Origin of the sequence: Neolewinella persica DSM 23188, assembly GCF_000373105.1 — a bacterium.
GTDB lineage: Bacteria > Bacteroidota > Bacteroidia > Chitinophagales > Saprospiraceae > Neolewinella > Neolewinella persica.
This window is the reverse complement of record NZ_KB890458.1, coordinates 140,521-156,651: the sequence shown is the minus strand read 5'-3', so window position 1 is coordinate 156,651 and position 16,131 is coordinate 140,521. Positions and strand designations below refer to the sequence as shown.

At 51.2% G+C, this 16,131-nt stretch carries 10 protein-coding genes; 2 read left to right on the top strand and 8 right to left on the bottom strand.

Annotated features, from left to right (window positions below; genetic code table 11):
* The first annotated feature begins 82 nt into the window (after nt 1-82).
* Nucleotides 83-1,567 carry a vanadium-dependent haloperoxidase gene (locus B036_RS0122530; protein WP_071596800.1) on the top strand — a complete coding sequence of 495 codons (1,485 nt, stop codon included), beginning with the start codon at nt 83-85 and terminating at the stop codon, nt 1,565-1,567.
* 5 nt (nt 1,568-1,572) lie between these two features.
* On the opposite strand, the gene B036_RS0122525 is transcribed toward B036_RS0122530, so the two are convergent.
* On the bottom strand, nt 1,573-3,222 hold the full coding sequence (locus B036_RS0122525; RefSeq protein WP_020571009.1) for a sulfatase-like hydrolase/transferase: 1,650 nt from the start codon (nt 3,220-3,222) through the stop codon (nt 1,573-1,575).
* 342 nt (nt 3,223-3,564) lie between these two features.
* The gene (locus B036_RS0122520; RefSeq protein ID WP_020571008.1) at nt 3,565-6,498 is read right to left on the bottom strand and encodes a glycoside hydrolase family 2 protein; all 2,934 of its coding nucleotides are present in this window, start codon (nt 6,496-6,498) and stop codon (nt 3,565-3,567) included.
* A 286-nt stretch (nt 6,499-6,784) separates the two neighbouring features.
* Here B036_RS0122520 and B036_RS0122515 point away from each other — a divergent pair, with 286 nt between their 5' ends.
* The gene (locus tag B036_RS0122515) at nt 6,785-8,317 is read left to right on the top strand and encodes a sulfatase family protein (RefSeq protein ID WP_020571006.1); all 1,533 of its coding nucleotides are present in this window, start codon (nt 6,785-6,787) and stop codon (nt 8,315-8,317) included.
* 53 nt (nt 8,318-8,370) lie between these two features.
* On the opposite strand, the gene B036_RS0122510 is transcribed toward B036_RS0122515, so the two are convergent.
* From B036_RS0122510 to B036_RS0122485, 6 genes are all read right to left on the bottom strand, one after another.
* Entirely contained in the window at nt 8,371-8,760 is a 390-nt protein-coding gene (locus B036_RS0122510) for a VOC family protein (protein WP_020571005.1), read from the bottom strand.
* Nucleotides 8,761-8,852: 92 nt separating this feature from the next.
* Entirely contained in the window at nt 8,853-9,245 is a 393-nt protein-coding gene (locus tag B036_RS0122505) for a group III truncated hemoglobin (protein WP_044103531.1), read from the bottom strand.
* Between the two features lie 4 nt (nt 9,246-9,249).
* Nucleotides 9,250-9,585, bottom strand: coding sequence for a cupin domain-containing protein (locus B036_RS0122500; RefSeq protein ID WP_020571003.1), 336 nt, complete (start codon nt 9,583-9,585; stop codon nt 9,250-9,252).
* Nucleotides 9,586-9,602: 17 nt separating this feature from the next.
* Complete coding sequence (locus B036_RS0122495) at nt 9,603-10,028, bottom strand: RrF2 family transcriptional regulator (RefSeq protein WP_020571002.1); 426 nt, start codon at nt 10,026-10,028, stop codon at nt 9,603-9,605.
* Between the two features lie 272 nt (nt 10,029-10,300).
* Nucleotides 10,301-11,239 carry a LamG domain-containing protein gene (locus B036_RS0122490; protein WP_020571001.1) on the bottom strand — a complete coding sequence of 313 codons (939 nt, stop codon included), beginning with the start codon at nt 11,237-11,239 and terminating at the stop codon, nt 10,301-10,303.
* Nucleotides 11,240-11,614: 375 nt separating this feature from the next.
* The gene (locus B036_RS0122485) at nt 11,615-15,877 is read right to left on the bottom strand and encodes a hybrid sensor histidine kinase/response regulator transcription factor (protein WP_020571000.1); all 4,263 of its coding nucleotides are present in this window, start codon (nt 15,875-15,877) and stop codon (nt 11,615-11,617) included.
* Nucleotides 15,878-16,131: the final 254 nt, after the last annotated feature.

The following is a 16,131-nucleotide window of genomic DNA, read 5'->3' as shown; positions in this document are numbered from 1 at the left end:
GCTAACGCTGCCACGAAAGCCCATTCAGGCACCCTCTCAGACTGTTCTATGCTTACACAGCATTAATACTAACTCACTAATCATGCTAACCCTCCGAAAAATATCAGTACGAGGCATTCTCCTTTTACTGCCCTTGCTTTTCTCCTTTTGCGCCCGGCCAACCGCCGCAGAAAACAATTCTATTACGAAGTCAGCGGAGCCCCATGGAGCCGACAATGTGGCCTATCAGTGGGGGAAGATGGCACTCACGGCCCAGGCTAACGATACTGAAAGGTTCAAGCCCCGGCCAACCGTTACCTCCCGGTACCTTGCGCTGGTGTCAGTAGCTGTTTTCGATGCCTGGTCACACTACAATGCGTCGGCTATTCCGGTATACCTCAATGGTCATGACCGCAGGCCCGCTGCGGAGCACACGCTCGCCAATAAGGAAAAGGCCATCAGCTACGCGGCGTTACGAACGCTGAACGAGTACTATTTTACCGACCAGGCGTTATTTGAAAACCTGATGCGGGAACTGGGGCATGATCCGTCAGATCAATCGCTTGACCCTGCGACCCCGACTGGTATCGGAAACCTGGCGGCAAAAGCTGTTATTGAAGCGCGCCATGGAGACGGCGCCAATCAGTACGGCGAAGAAGACGGTTCGGAAGGAGAGGCCTACGCTGACTACACCGGCTACCAGCCGGTCAATACCGCCGACGAAATGACCGACCCCATCCGCTGGCAACCCAAATACTTTGCGGATGGCGCCGGAGGTCGTTTTGCGCCCGGTTGCCTAACGCCCTTTTGGGGTAAGGTGAAACCCATCGGGTTACAATCCGGAGACCAGTTCCGGCCCGGACCGCCTCCCGGCATCGGATCGCAGCAACTGAAAGAGGAAGTCAGGCAGGTCATGGAGTTGCAGAGTACCTTAACGGATGAGCAACGCGCATTAGTGGAATTTATGCGTGACGGCCCGCAGTCCGTCCAACAAGCTGGCCACTGGCTGAAATTTGCGCAGGAAGTCTCGCTTCGTGACGACCACACCCTCGACCAGGACGTGAAGATGTACTTCTATAACCAGGTAACAGCACTTGATGCCTTCATCGCCAGTTGGGACGCCAAGATGTTTTACGATTTTGCCCGCCCTTATGCGCTTGTGCACGAGTACTACGACGAACAAATCATCGAAGCCTGGGGCGGTCCTGAAGTTGGCAACCGAAAGATGAAGGGGAAGGAGTGGCGGCCATATTCTCCGGAGACTTTCCTTTGCCCCCCGTTCCCCAGCTACGTCTCCGGCCACAGTACCATCAGCGGTGCTTGTGGTGAAGCGCTGAAATTGTGGACTGGCAGCGATGTTTTTGGCTCCAGCGTCAAACTGGTACCGGGCGCGCTAACGGAACCGGACAACCTGGGAGACAGCGTCGTCATACATTTTCCCACCTTTACCGAGACGGCTGAAATGGCTGGATTCTCACGTGTGTTGGGTGGCTACCACATTCAGGCTGATAACGTAGAAGGTCTTGAATTGGGTCGAAAGATAGCCAGGTGGAACTGGCAGTTTTACCAGCGGCATTTAGGTAAATAATCTGGTTATCCCGCCTTCGCCCCATTATCTGCCGTATAACGTAAAATCAGTGGCCTGCCTTCTCCCCTCGCCCGGGTGATCTCCTGTTTCCAGGCAGCCCGCAAGGTCTGTAGAATACCGGCATGCGCCCGTTCAGTAATAAGATTGAATCGTTCTTCAGGGTCTTTGGCAAGGTGATAGAGTTCTTCATATACCGGTGCTTCTCCACGCAGCGGCCCTTCGATGTAGTCGCGGTAAATGGCAATTTCATGATCGTGCACCGGGTAGAGCATCGTATTAACGTTAATACCAAGCTCTTTTGCTATTGCTATTAGCTTACTTGCCGGGAAGGTATTGTTGTGGTAGTAGCGAATGTATTTCCATTCCATGTCCTGCACCGCCTCACAGCGGGGATTTCCAAATTTTGTGGACCATAGGTTTTCGGTAAACAGGTAGTCTCTGACTTTCTTCTTCCCACCATTTATTAACTTCACCAGGTCCTTACCCTGAAAACTCTCTGGAACAGGGACACTTGCCATGGCAAGCATTGTGGGCGCTATATCGATGGATTGCACCAGGGCCGAGCTTCTTTTACCCCGCTTTCTTCCGGGTAAGCCGGGGTCAAAAACGATGAGTGGCACATGAGTAGTTTCTTCGTAGCAAAGTGCTTTTCCACCCAGCCCCTGTTCGCCGTGAAAGAGGCCGTGGTCAGAAGAAAAAATCAGGACGGTATTCTTTGCCAGGCCTGCTTCTTCCAGGGCTATTCGGAGGTTCCCCACCAGGCGGTCAATACCGGCCATTGCCTGGTATTCCCGGGTCAGTTGCTCACGGGTAGCCTCCGGGGTATCGACGAAGTTGTAACCTGCCTGCCGGTCTTCGGTGCGTAGCAGATCTGCTGGAAGTTTAGGGTCTCCTATGTCTGCTTTGGCGACGTAATTCTCGGGTAAGGGAATCGTCTGGTTCCGGTACAGGGTTTTGTATATCTCATCGTCGGTTTCCCGTATTTGCATGGAGTTGGTGCCGGCGCCGTGGGGGAGGTTCAGGTTGATGGAGAGTAGGAAAGGCTGGTCCTTCGGACGCGCATTAAGAAAGTGCAGGGCGCCTTCTAGTTTGCGTTCATTCGTCATCAGGAAATCGTCGACGCCTTCACGTATGATTTCCGGTTGGGTATCTTCCTCCGCCCCCTTGAAAATTTCGTGACGATCTTTTGGGTAAAAGCCCAGGTGGCCATGGCCAGCGTACCAATAATCGAAGCTTTCTTCCATTAGTCCGCTTCCGTAACCGCCTTCGCCGATTGGCGCATGGTTCTTCCCCACCCACCCGGTGTAGTAGCCAGCCTTGCGCATAACTACGGGGTACGACCGGGCCCAGGCTTCTGGGGCCACGCTCGTTCCTGAATTAAAATTGACATTGTGTCGGCGCTCATACTGGCTCAGTAAAATACTGATGCGGCTAGGTGTGCAGATGGCGCTGGTTACGTGGGCGTTCTCGAACAGGATGCCGTCTGCCGCCAGCTGGTCAATGTTTGGCGTTTTCAGTACTTCGTTACCCGTACAACCGAGGTAGCCGTAGGACTGGTCATCGGTGAGGATGAAGACGAAGTTTGGGGGGGATTGGGCGGTTGCTGCGGCGATGCCCAGGCTCAGAAACAACGTCACAAGCAACAGTCGGAACATACATTGTTGGTTTTTCATTTTGGTAATAATTTTGATTTGGGCGCGGCCGCGGGTGCAGGGGGGAGTTGAGAGGCAGGGGGATTAGGATTGGGATATTTTCTCTGGCCTAAGTCGCCTCTCCCCTAGCCCCTCTCCCCCGGAGAGGGGAATTGATTCACGCTGCGGCTACCGCCTTGCTTTCTCGACTCAAGTGGCTTGAATCTATAAGACTCTTTTGAAGTTTAGCGTTAATGTTTTTATCCAATTTTCAGTACAACATCAATGCTTGGGTCACCCCTCTCCGGTGGAGAGGGGTCGGGGGAGAGGCGACTATTGAGAAGGGGTGAACAAATTTCAAATCCCTCATAGTCCCCGCAGCACCAACCCATTCAGCCAAAAAGCGCCTTTCTTGTCTTCAACCGGCATTACCGTTACCGTAGCCTTTCCATCCGTGCCGACAGTGAATCCGATGTCTCCATGCAAGGGTTCCTGCTCCAGAATCCGTGCTTTATCCCAGTAGCCCATTGGGGCCTGGCGGCCTTTTTGGGTCCGGCTTCCGGTGGCGTCTTCGACGGTATACTTCACCTGTTTCAGCAGCGGCCCGTCTCCGGTACGCGGGTGGTGGTAGGTCTTGAGTTCATAATTGCCGGCCGGAAGGCCGGTGAAGGTCAGGGTGATTTGCTGGTCTTCGGTGAACAGGCCGTCGGCTCCGACGTAGCTCAGGTTGCCGAAGAGCGTGGCGTAGTCTGACCACTCCAGGTCCTTACCGGAGATCGTGATGTTAGCGCCGTTGAAATCTGATAAGGTGTATAACAGGCCGGCATCGCTCCAGGGCTTCCAGCCGATCTCGTTGAGGGTACCCTTTTTCCCCAAATCAAGGCGAACCTCGGGTACTTCCCGATAGGGTTTAATGGCAATTAGCGCATTTGCTTCGTAGGGCATCGTCTGGATTTTAGCACGGCCGGCGGCAAGGCCGGGTGCGGAAGCCGTAACCATGATCTCTCCCGGTGTAGCGCCGCTACGAACGTACATTGCCGCCCAGCCGAATTCCGGCAGTACGGGATGAATGGCTTTATCGGGGTTGTCAACCAGGGTTCCTGCGCCGGTGACGGTAAAGGTGACCTTGTTGTCGGCGTCAACGACGGGGTTACCTGCGGCGTCGAGGACCCGGGCGTGAACGATGCGGACGTCTCCCCCACCCGCTTCGAAAGGAGTTGGTGCTTCGCTGAAGCTGACTTCCAGTTTGGCGGCTTTGCCGCCCTTAGTAATGCTGTGCGTGGCCACCACTTTGCCATTACTCCACCCCTTTGCATCCAGCGTCCCCGCCCGAAAATCATGCCGGAAATAAAAGGTCGGATGTGCCAACATATTCTTGTCCACGCCCCGGGTTGGCCGCGCTTTTCCGATCAATTCACCGTCGTGAAAGAGCTCCACCTCTTCGGCGTTCGAGAACACCCGAACGATGCCATCATAGCTGCCCCGCTCATCAGCGATGTGGACCATCGGCGCGGCACCATACTCCGCCCGGTACCAATGATAGACGGGCCGTGGCCGCCGGAAAAAGTCCAACAGGCCCGAATGCGACCGATAACTTTTCCGCGTCCCTTCGATGATGATCTGGTTGTAATCCGCCCCAACCCATGCCAGCGCACCAAAAGTTCTGGAGGTCTTCAGGTAACGATTAATCACCAGCTGGTTGCCCTCCGCATCGTGGCTGTTCCGGTGCTCCATGCTCAGCGTCCAGTCACCGTCGGGGAGGATGGCGTTGCGGTAATCCATCGTGGCGTAAACGTCGGAAACGCCAGCGTTGGGCCGCCCCGTCCAACCATTACTACTGGCCGATGCGGTGAGTCGCCAGGGGTCCTCTTCCTTCGCGGCGAAGTGCATCATCGGGATGTCGCCCCGATGATTGATCCCCGCCCCCCAGATGAAGATGCTCGGATGATTTCGGTGGGCCCGGATGGTAGTGCGCAGGGCCTCTTCCAGGTTATCCCACCACTGTTGGTCACCCCAATCGATCCAGGTCGGGGCCTCCTCGTAAACCAGAATTCCCAGACGGTCGCAGGCGGCGATGAAGCTCTCATCCTGCGTGTAATGACTCAGGCGAATGCAGTTCATCCCCGCATCTTTATACTGCTGCGCTTCGGCCAGGCCGAGGGCATCCGGCGTGGCATCCCCGATGATCGGGTAGTTCTGGTGCCGGTTGACACCCACGAGCCAGAGCGGTTTGCCGTTGAGCATAAACTTATTTCCTTCGACCAGCTCAAACCAACGAACACCAAGGTCATTCTGGGCAAAATCTACCGGTGTATCTCCCTCATAAATCGTGGAATGTACCCGGTAGAGGTAGGGGTTGTCGGGGCTCCAGAGGTGTAGGTTTTCGGTAATGGCGGCGGATTGGCGGAAGGTATGCCCTTCCCCGGCCCCTACCTGTGCACGCTGTTCCATAGCGTGCAGCACCAATCCGTCGGCATCGATGATGCGGGTCACGATCCGGGCCAGGGTGCCGTAGCCATTTTCGTTACGGACAGTCGTTTTTACACTGATCGTCGCATCGTGGTTCCGAACACTCGGGGTCGTGAGGTGTACGCCAGCATCAAAGGCTTCGTAGTTGTACGTGACGTGTAGCGGGTTGGTAACCACGAGGTAAACGTCGCGGTAAATACCTCCGTACTTGATGTAATCAGTTTTATGCGGATCCGGTGGCGTGTGCTCATTGGCGGAGTTGTCAGCCTTGACAACGATGAGGTTTTTGCGGCCCGGCGTTACGTAATCCGTGACGTCAAAATGGAAAGGTGTGTACCCACCTACGGCGTACTGTCCTACGTGCTTCCCGTTGACGTACAGGTCCGTAACCTGGTGGACACCTTCAAATTCGATCACGAAACGGCGGCCTGGTGTATTCTGCACGTCCACTTGCTTTCGATACCAGCTGATGTCGCGCAGGTATTCGAGTTGCGGGCGGGTGTTGAGGGTGCTGTCCATCTCCAGGCTTACCAGTTCGGGAGCATGAGGAACAGAGACTTGTTCCCAGCTACTATCGTCAAAATTTACAGCCGTGGGGTCACCCTTTACGTCTCCCGGGTGGAAGCGCCAGTTGTTATTGATCCTAATTTTCTGGCGATCGCCCAGCAGGTCATTTTGTGCGGATAAGGGCGTAAAAGAAAGAAGGAGGAAGGGCAGGAGAAGAAGACTGTAGCATCCTCTTTTCGCCCCTTTCCCCTTTGCTGCCTTTTTGGGGGCGCGGACGCAGGTGCCGAGGAAAAGTCTTGAAGCAAGGGAGGTTACCGTTGGCATTAATCACTGAATTGAATGGGTGTTACGTTGAGGAAGCAAATATGTCCTGCCACCAGCCCGCTGGCTTGTACTATCCGTTAAATTAGGAACACTGCTGGTTTATTCATCCCTTTTAGGTATTTCTGGGCGCCTTGGGATTTGGGAGGAGGGGCTTCATGCGCGATATTGTCGTTATACAGTTGCCCCAGAAGGCGTTCCGCCCGGGACGTAACGAAAACGAGGGGATAAATCCCCTCGCTAAGCCGGACGACCCTGCGGGTCTGGATAAGCCCCAAAAACTATCTCGATGAGAATTCTGCTCCTTTTCCTACTCCCGTTTTTTCTATTGCTACCCGCAGTCCAGTCAGCCCAATCCGGGCTGCCAAACGTAGTAGTTATTTTGGCCGACGACATCGGCCCGGGCGACCTTTCCGGCTACCGCCGCTTACTGGGTGAAAAGGTCGTCGTTGAAACACCCAACCTGGACCGGCTAATGGCGTCCGGTACTTCTTTTTCGGACGCTCATTCGCCCAATGCCCTTTGCGCACCCTCCCGTTACGCGATCATGACAGGAAATAACACCTACCACAGCTACGCGCCCTGGGGCGTTTGGGGAGCCTACCAGGAAAGCCCCATCAAGGATACTGACATGACGCTCGGCAAGCTGATGCGGCAGGCAGGCTACCAGACGGCCTTCCTGGGTAAGTGGCACATGGGTGGTGATTATTACCGCAAAGAAACTAAGGAAATCTACCGCCAGTCGGATCGTTCGAAGGCTCAGTTGAACGTTGACGTTTCACGCATAGTTGGAGCAGGGCCATTGGAACAAGGCTTTGACTATAGCCTGGTATTTCCTGCCGGCATCCAGAATGTCCCGTACGCTGTCTACGAAAACGATGTCTGGATGCCATTGTATCCTGCCTCCAAAATCACGGAAGTAGCGCAGCAATCTGTCGATCGCTTCGGCTTTAAACTGGACAAGGAGGAAGGCCTGGGGGACTCCAACTGGAATGCGTTCGACATGGGCCCACTGCTGGTAAACAAAGCTGTCAATTACATCAAAACGGCGGCTAATGACCGCCCCCTGTTTATGTATTACTGTAGCCAGGCAGTGCACTTACCTCATACCCCACCGATGGTGCTGGACGGAGAGGCCGTACGGGGAACCACACCGAGCTATCATCTTGACATGGTCAAAGAACTTGACCTCCAGGTAGGCCTCATCCTCAAAGCGCTTGCGGAGAAAGGTATTGCCAACGAGACACTGTTCATTTTTACCTCCGACAACGGCGGCTTGCTGAGGGGAGAAAGTATAAAAGCCGGGCACAACTCTCCGGCCATTTACCGCGGCGGGAAAAACCAAAGCTTTGAAGGCGGACATCGGGTTCCGTTCATCGCCTCGTGGCCAGGTCATATACCCGCAGCTATTTTTGCGCCTGATCTTGTTTCCGGGACCGACATTATGGCCACGCTGGCCGCCATCACCAATCAGTCCCTGGCCGCGCACCAGGGTATGGATTCCTATAACTTCCTGGGTACGCTGCTCGGCGAACCGAATGCTCCTTCCCGTGATTACCTGATGATTCAGGGAGGTACCGACCGGAAAGTCATCTTTCGGGATGGAGACTGGAAACTCATCATGCAGTCTGATAGGGAAGGCGTTGAGATCAAACCGGTCTCCCTCTACAACCTTAGAGATAATGTGGAAGAGAAGCCGGAAGGCGACCTTATTGATCAGGCGAAGTACGCCGACAGGGTTGAAAATATGCTGGCCCGTTATACTTCCATCAGGGCCGGCAAGCTGCGGACGGATGGTCAGGTCCAAATTGTGGATCCTTAATTATACTGCCGATGTACGAATGGGATCAGGAGCGCTCGCTCCATATCTAAGGTCTAAGCCTCGCGCTTCCCAACCCTCCAGGGCGGGTTCAACCGATTCTCTCCGCCCCAAAACAAGATCAGCCGGTTCCCATCCGGATCGCGCAAACGGGCCTCCCGCCACAGCCAATCTCTGTCAGACGGGGGTTCATCAAAAGTAATGCCCGCTTTGACCAGGGCCGCACACCTTTCGTCAAGGTCTGCACATTCAAAATAGATAAATGTGCCTTCTCCTACGGGTAAGGCACCAACCTTATGCACAGAAAAGGTCGAGCCTCCGTCTGGGCACGCAAACCTGGCATAATGCGGCATTGCCTCTACGATGAGTTCTAAGCCCAGTTGTTGGTAAAACGGGACGGCAAGGCTCAGGTCTAGTGAAGGGAAGGTTACTTGATTTAGGGTCATGTTTATTCGTTCATAGTTTATTAGTCGGTAGTTCATAGTTCCTGCAGACGATTTGCGGAACTATGAACTACTAGACTACCGACAATGCACTACTAAATTAGGTTAGTTTGCGGGCCCCGTTTCCGGATGTGTTCGAGTTTCGCCTCAAAAGTCATGGCCATCTGCGCTGCGCGCCATTTCACCTCGTCGACTTTTGTACCGGCGAAGTTTTCGTCAAGCGTTTCTGCCAATAGCGCCAGCCAACGTTCGAAATGCCGGTGCTCCAGGGGCAAGGTGGCATGTTTTGCAAAGGGGTTTCCCCGATAATCGATTTGGGCAAAGAGGATCGTGTTCCAGAACCCGTACATCCGCTCCAGGTGAGCAGGCCATTGATCTGGTTTGATGGCGGCGGCGAAGACAGGTCCGATCGTGGGATCCATCCTCACTTTACCGTAAAAGCCATCTACAAAGACTTTGATGTCTGCTTTATTGGTGATGTCCTGCATGGTCTTAACGTTCAAATTTGATCTTTCCGCGAATTGGGATAACGACAAATACCTCTGCGTCAGTGACGCAAGTCACCTGGTGGAAAACCTCCGCCGGGATACCGTGGCCTTCTCCTTCACCCAGCTCGATGGGATCTCCTCCTTCTGAATACTGCACCCTCCCTTCCCGTACCAGCAGCAGCGCATTCTCATTTACCTTATGCCGGTCGAGGGCATCTCCCGGGCCTCCAGAAATACTGATCACTTTAGCCTCATCTGTAGTGACGACAGGCTTGATTTTGACCCGCCGTTTTGTCGGCTCTTCATTACTAAATAGCTGTTCGTTTCCTGGTGTAGACATAACTTTATTCTTTTGATTTAACGTTTATAAACTTGATCATGTAAGCCCGAAAGCAGATCGTTCAGGGTATTGCTTTTACACATTGCCTTAAGCTCTTGCCGGACCGAAGCAAACTTATCGTGCAACGGACAGGGCCGTGAGGCATCGCAATGCGCTAAGCCCAACCCGCAGCTGACAAAGACCCCCGTACCATCGATCGCCTCCACGATGTCGTAAAGGGTAATACTGTCCAGGTCTTTTGAGATGTAGAACCCTCCGGCAGGGCCTTTCTGCGAATCCAGGATTCCTCTGCGGACCAGGTTCTGCATAATTTTTGCCGTGAAAGATTCTGGAGTTTTGGCCAACCGGCAAATTTCCTTGATGCCAACCTTACGGTCTTCCTTGCTTGCCCGACCGATGATAGTCAAAGCTCTGATACCGTATTCGCAGCCGTTGGAGAACATATTTCCGGGTTAATTTTTAAGTAAAGTGCAAATATAAGACTAAAAGGTCTTTTATTCTTTTATTATTGGTCATTACCTTGTCACTTATAATTTAGCCTTGTGTTCGGTGAAGACATGCGGGCTACTAAACTTCCTTTTCGGCACGCAACAGGGCACCAGACTGATGCCATCAAAGTCGATTTGCCCGGGGAGTTTCAATTCCAGCAGTACTGATCCCTAAAAATAAGCTGGCTCCAGTTTGTGGATTGAGCGTTTAAGCCTGCCACCCAAAATCACTCTTCCAGCCGCCAGGTCCTGATCCAATCGTAGCTGGTAGTCCGCCCTTTTTTGTTCATTCTGGCCAGAACACCACCGTCGGCCGGAACGGGGTTCCAATCATAGGTTTCGATCGCCATATGCAGATAAGCAGGCATGTTAAAGCCGATACTGGGCTTGATGGAGTAAACGTATTTTCCATCCAGATAAAACCGGAGTTCATCGGGTGATTTCCACCAGCAGCCATAAACATAGTATCGCTCCCAGTTCTTCGTTTCGGGGGTCATCTGCGCTTGAATCTGGGTGGGCTCCGGGTTACATTCCGTCTTACGGTGGATGGCGTTGGAATGGAAAATCTGGTCCCAATTCTTCACCCAATCTGCTTTCAGTGGAGATACCGCCCCAACACACTCCAGGATGTCGAGTTCCTGCTTTTGCTCACAATCGTATTTAGACATAAGCCAGAAGGTGGTCGACATCTCCGTATGGTTCGCTTTAATCCTGGCCTCGTAATAAAGGCCATGAGTTCCGGGATTCCAGGAACGAACGATGCCACCGTAGTAAAGGAAAGTATCCCCGTTCATTATCGTAGGTTCGTCGAGTACGCCTACCTCAACGGTTAGTTTTCCACCTTTTTGCCGGATGTTCTTTGCCTGGAACAAACCAGGCGGACGACCGATCCAACTAAAGTCATTACCTATTGGCTCAATTTGCCACTTGGTATGATCTATGTTCCTACCCTTAAACTCATCGGAGAGTTCAGGAACGGACATCCAGGTTTGGCCCGCCGGTTTAGGGTCTTCCCCGGCCAGAAAGGTCGGTTGGGCACCTAGTACAAGTGGAAAGAAGAGCAACAGGTAAAAGAGGTTGTTTTTCACCATCATGGGGTTAAGCGATTTTAAGGGCGGGGCCGCGGGTGCAAAGAGAAGTTTTATAAGCAGTTTTTGTAGGCGCATAAGGATGGGGTTGGCTGAGTACCAAAAGTAATTTGCGCCGTCAGGCCAGAGAAGCAGACATTGATAAATGGATAGGACAAATGGTTTTAGGGACAAGGTATTTGTACTCAGGGTTCAGCAACCAAGGTTAGTGGGCAGCTTAAGATGACGAATAGGCTCATCCTCAAGCGTGTCTCTTCTTGATCTGGCTAAGCGGAACCCCGGCGATCAATCCGATTATTATCCTTCCATCGTGCACGGTGTTCCAGCCTTCTCGGATGAAAACGGTTTCTGATAATTGTCCTACGAGTACTAATCCCTGAGCCCTGAATACTGGCTCCTGAATCCCGAACACTGGCTCCTGGCTCCTAACTACTGAATCCTGGGTACTGTCCCCTACTCTTCCATCCGCGCCCGCTTCTCTTGCCGTACATACTCACTTGGCACGATTCCAAATTGACGCTTGAAACATTTGGAGAAATAGCTGGCAGTATTGAAGCCGGTCATGTACATCACTTCCTTTACGGAGTAGTTACTGTTTTCCAATAATTGAACGGCTCGTTTCAATCGGACTGTCCGGACGAATTCGCTGGATGACTGCCCGGTAAGCGCCTTGAGTTTCAGGTACAGTTTGCTCCGCGAAACACCCATTTCTTTCACCAGTTGATCTACACTGAATTCTGTGTTCGACATATTATCCTCCACGATGTCCATCGCCTGGCGGAGGAATATTTCATCGGAGTCCGTGACCGTCACTTCTGCCGGCTCTGTAATCACCTCCCGGCGGAAACGGTTCCGCAGGATGTCCCGGTGCTGCACGATGTTGATAATTTGTAATTGGAGTGCTTCATAGTTGAACGGTTTAGTAACGTAGCCATCTGCTCCGTACTTGAGCCCTTCCAGCCTGCCCTCTTCGGTGTCTTTTGCCGTCAGCATAATAACCGGAATATGACTCGTCAGTGGATCATTCTTCAAGGTTTCCAATACTTCCATTCCATCGATCCCCGGCATCATGACGTCCGTGATAATGATGTCAGGAGAAGACGTTCTGGCTAGTTCGAGGCCGGATTCGCCACCGTCGGCGGCAATTACCCTGAAGTCATTAGAGAAGCTCTGACGGATATAATTACGCAGATCAGGGTTGTCATCTATGTACAGCAGAATCGGCGTATTTTCAGCATCCTCTTTTTCAACAAGCCGGTTGGTATGCAGTTGAAGTTCGTTCAGTTCATCGTCTGAAATTTGCTCATCTGGCATAAAATAATCTACCGGATCAGCTTGGGGAGTATAGTTATCCAGGTCTCGTTGCTCTATTTCTGAGCGGTGGTATACGGACTTATCCAAGGCAAAACGCAGGTAAAAAGTAGTTCCTTCACCAGGTTTACTTACCACGTCGATAAGGCCGTGATGACGATCAACAAGGCTCTTGGTGTACGCCAGACCAATTCCTGCACCTTCCCGATTAGCAGTTTCTGCCTGGGTACTTTTATAAAATCGGTCAAAGACCCTTTTCAGTTGTTTTGAAGGTATACCTATACCGGTATCTTTCACGGTGATCAGTAATGCCCCATAGCCCGGTAAATGAGTTTTAAAACGACGGTCATCAGCGGTCGTTTTACTAATGGCAACTTCTATGGCACCACCTTCTGGAGTGAATTTAAAGGCATTTGACAGCAGGTTAAATAGAATCTTCTCTAATGCTTCGGGCGCAAACCAGGTGGTAATGGGCCGTTCTTCAGCCTTCACCTCGAAGTCTATCTGCTTTTTTGTGGCTAAAAATTCAAACGGCGCTACAGTCTCTTCAATATAATTAACGACATCGTTTTTACTCACCCGCAAACTCAGCTGCCCCTGATCAAGGCGCCGGAAGTCAAGCAACTCATTCACCAGCCGAAGGAGGTACTTTGAGTTCTTATACATCAGGTGATAGTATTGGTTACGTTGGTCTGGCGCGATACTGGACTGGTTACGAATAAGGTTTTCCAACGGGCCTGCAATCAGGGTTAGCGGCGTACGGAACTCATGGGAGATATTCGTAAAAAACTGGAGCTTCAACTGGTTCAATTCTTCCGTTTTTTCCTGGTCGACTTTCTTAAGTTGAATCAGGTTCTTCTCTTTGATGTCAATGATTGAATAGCGGCGGATTAGGTAGAGGAATCCGAGAAACAGTAAGCCGTAAAAAATATAGGCAATCGTAGTCTTCCAGAAAGGAGGATGAATGACTACTCCGAGTTTCAAAATTTCCTCGTTCCAAACCTGGTCGCTGTTACTTACTTTCAACATGAAAGTGTAAGAGCGATGAGGGAGATTAGTGTACGTAGCACTCCGTTGGTCTGCCGTGGTGTAAATCCAATCATCATCCCAGCCATCTAGTTTATAGGCAAAGCTGTTCTTCTTCGGTGTGGCGAAGTGCAAAGCAGCCAAGTCAAAAGAGAGGCTGTTTTGGTGATAATCGAGTTCTATTTTGTCTAACGTTCCAAATTGTTGAGGCAATACGATTCTGCCATCACGGCTCTCCCCTACCTCAATGGGTTTATTCAGGATACTCATTCCCGTAATCATCGGCTTAGCCAGAATAGGATTAGGTTTAATGGCCTGAGGGCTAAAAACGGAAAGGCCGTTTACTCCGCCAAAAATCATGGTTCCGTCCTGCTGCTGGAAGGCTGCCAGCTCACCAAACTCATCTCCCTGGAGACCATCATTCACATCAAAATTTTCAAAAGTATCATCTTCTGGATTAAAACGGCTGATTCCATTATTTGAACTGATCCACAAATGCCCGCTTTCATCCTCGAGAATATCTTTAATCACGCCATTAATGAGCCCTTCCTTCTCCCCGTAAGATTTAAAGCGTGCCTTTTCTCCTTCCGTAGGGGGGAGAAAACGATTGAGTCCGCCGCCGAAAGTACCTACCCAGATGTTACCATCCTTTGCCACATATATCGGCAGGATGTAGTCGTTGCTAAGAGAAGTACTATCTCCAGGAATACTTCTAAACACCGTTAACTGCGGGTGATCGCTCAATGCATCTTCGGCTCTGAGTAATACCAGTCCTCCCCCGGTTCCGATCCAAATATTACCAGATTTATCTTCCTTCAGGCTCCTGATTATATGGTTCGGCAACGCTCCTTCCTGGTCTTCTGCAAAACCGATGGACGTTTTCCGGTAGCCACCAGGCTCATTCTTATCGGGGTCCCAACGGAAAAGACCTTCCGAATACGTGCCAACCCAAATTGATCCCCGGCGATCCTCCAACAAGGAAAAAACCGATCCGGCCATCTCCCGGAGTGGTTCAATATCAGAGTTAGCCACTTTCAGGTTTTTCCTGAACATTCCAGGTCCGCTTGCCGACCCGAAATACATCGCATGTTCAATCTCGTTATTTACCTCCAGGATAGCGTAAACCCGATTTGGAACGGAGTAGTGTCGAAAGGTTGACTCCTCATTAGGGACCAGTTTAGTGGTACTCTTATTTAGCCCTCCACCGTCTGACCCAACCCAGACCTGCTCAGCAGCATCTTGATATACGGCACGAATGGTATTTCCAGACAAGCTGTAGGTACCAGAGGAATTCTTATGGTGATAAAACTTTTTTCGTAAAGGATCGAATTTACTGACGCCTCCTCCACTGGTGCCGGCCCAAACTACTCTTGATTCATCTATAAATAAGGCAGTTACATCATCCCCACTCAGGCTTTTAGGGTCTTGCGGATTGTAATGATAATGGCTCATTTTTACCGGAGTCTCACCGTTCCTGCCAATGGCAAATTTGTGCAACCCGGACGCTGCACCGACCCAAAGTTGATCAGTTCGCTTGTCGTAAGCCATGGTGGAAATGCTGGTTAAATACCCAACCTTGGTAAATTCCTCACTACCCGGTGCGTTTTGTTGAAAAAGCCCGGCGCCACCAGCCACTAACAACTCTCCACTAGCAGCTTGTACAATAGATTCAATTGGTGTGTCAGTAAAACCCAGGTTAGAGATCCTCTTAAACACAGGTTTATCACTATCCAAAGCTCGGTAAAGATATCGGCGGGAAGAAGCCCATATATTACCTGAATCATCTATAAAAACCGTTTGAATAAATTGCCTTTCTATTTCGTCATCAAGTTGAAAGTGTTGAAACGCTGGTTTTTCATTTTCCTTAAATTCAGACAAGTCCAATACACTAAGCCCTTCATTAGTTGCGACCCACATCCGGTTACGTTGATCAGAAGCGAGGTGCGAAATGGTATTGCTAAGTAGGGAGCTTTGATCCTCCGGATCATGTTGAATTACTCGAAACTTATTGGTGGAGCGGTCATAGAAATTCAGCCCTTTGCCCGTAGTGCCTACCCAAAGGTTACCTTCCTTATCATCCGTAATCGTAAAAACACGAATACCGCTGATGGAACCGGGCACCTGAGGATTAGGCGTAAATTCCTTGATCTCATAACCATCATATCGGTTAAGTCCGCCAAAGGTGCCGAACCAAATATAGCCGTCATCGTCCTGGAAAATACTCGTGACGTAATTGGCGGACAAGCCCTCCTGAGAGCCAATACGCTCAACATACAGGTTGTCTTCCTGCGCTGTCACAAAAGCAGGTAAAGCTATTGCGATCAGCAACAGTACTGGTAAAAAACAGCTTCCCGCATATTCTCGGTATCTTTCCTTCATCGGTTCTTTTGTCTTGGCACTTTCCCTGGCAGACTGATTGGCCAAACCACTACATCACTCCTCCAGGCTATTTCCTCCAATAACCAAAGAAACGGTAACTTTTGTGCTATAAAATGGGCTTAATTAATCATTTGTGGTAGGCAATTACTCCTGAATAGAGGAGAGTACACCAAATTGTCAACGAATTGCAAATGCAAAATTCTGCCTATGCACTTCTTCACCTGGTTGCATCTATCCTACTAAACATCCAAATA

Excerpts from the sequence above, each read along its gene's own strand:
- B036_RS0122530 (WP_071596800.1), top strand. The coding sequence starts at position 83 with ATGCTAACCCTCCGAAAAATATCAGTACGAGGCATTCTCCTTTTACTG.
- B036_RS0122525 (WP_020571009.1), bottom strand. The coding sequence starts at position 3,222 with ATGTTCCGACTGTTGCTTGTGACGTTGTTTCTGAGCCTGGGCATCGCC.
- B036_RS0122520 (WP_020571008.1), bottom strand. The coding sequence starts at position 6,498 with ATGCCAACGGTAACCTCCCTTGCTTCAAGACTTTTCCTCGGCACCTGC.
- B036_RS0122515 (WP_020571006.1), top strand. The coding sequence starts at position 6,785 with ATGAGAATTCTGCTCCTTTTCCTACTCCCGTTTTTTCTATTGCTACCC.
- B036_RS0122510 (WP_020571005.1), bottom strand. The coding sequence starts at position 8,760 with ATGACCCTAAATCAAGTAACCTTCCCTTCACTAGACCTGAGCCTTGCC.
- B036_RS0122505 (WP_044103531.1), bottom strand. The coding sequence starts at position 9,245 with ATGCAGGACATCACCAATAAAGCAGACATCAAAGTCTTTGTAGATGGC.
- B036_RS0122500 (WP_020571003.1), bottom strand. The coding sequence starts at position 9,585 with ATGTCTACACCAGGAAACGAACAGCTATTTAGTAATGAAGAGCCGACA.
- B036_RS0122495 (WP_020571002.1), bottom strand. The coding sequence starts at position 10,028 with ATGTTCTCCAACGGCTGCGAATACGGTATCAGAGCTTTGACTATCATC.
- B036_RS0122490 (WP_020571001.1), bottom strand. The coding sequence starts at position 11,239 with ATGCGCCTACAAAAACTGCTTATAAAACTTCTCTTTGCACCCGCGGCC.
- B036_RS0122485 (WP_020571000.1), bottom strand. The coding sequence starts at position 15,877 with ATGAAGGAAAGATACCGAGAATATGCGGGAAGCTGTTTTTTACCAGTA.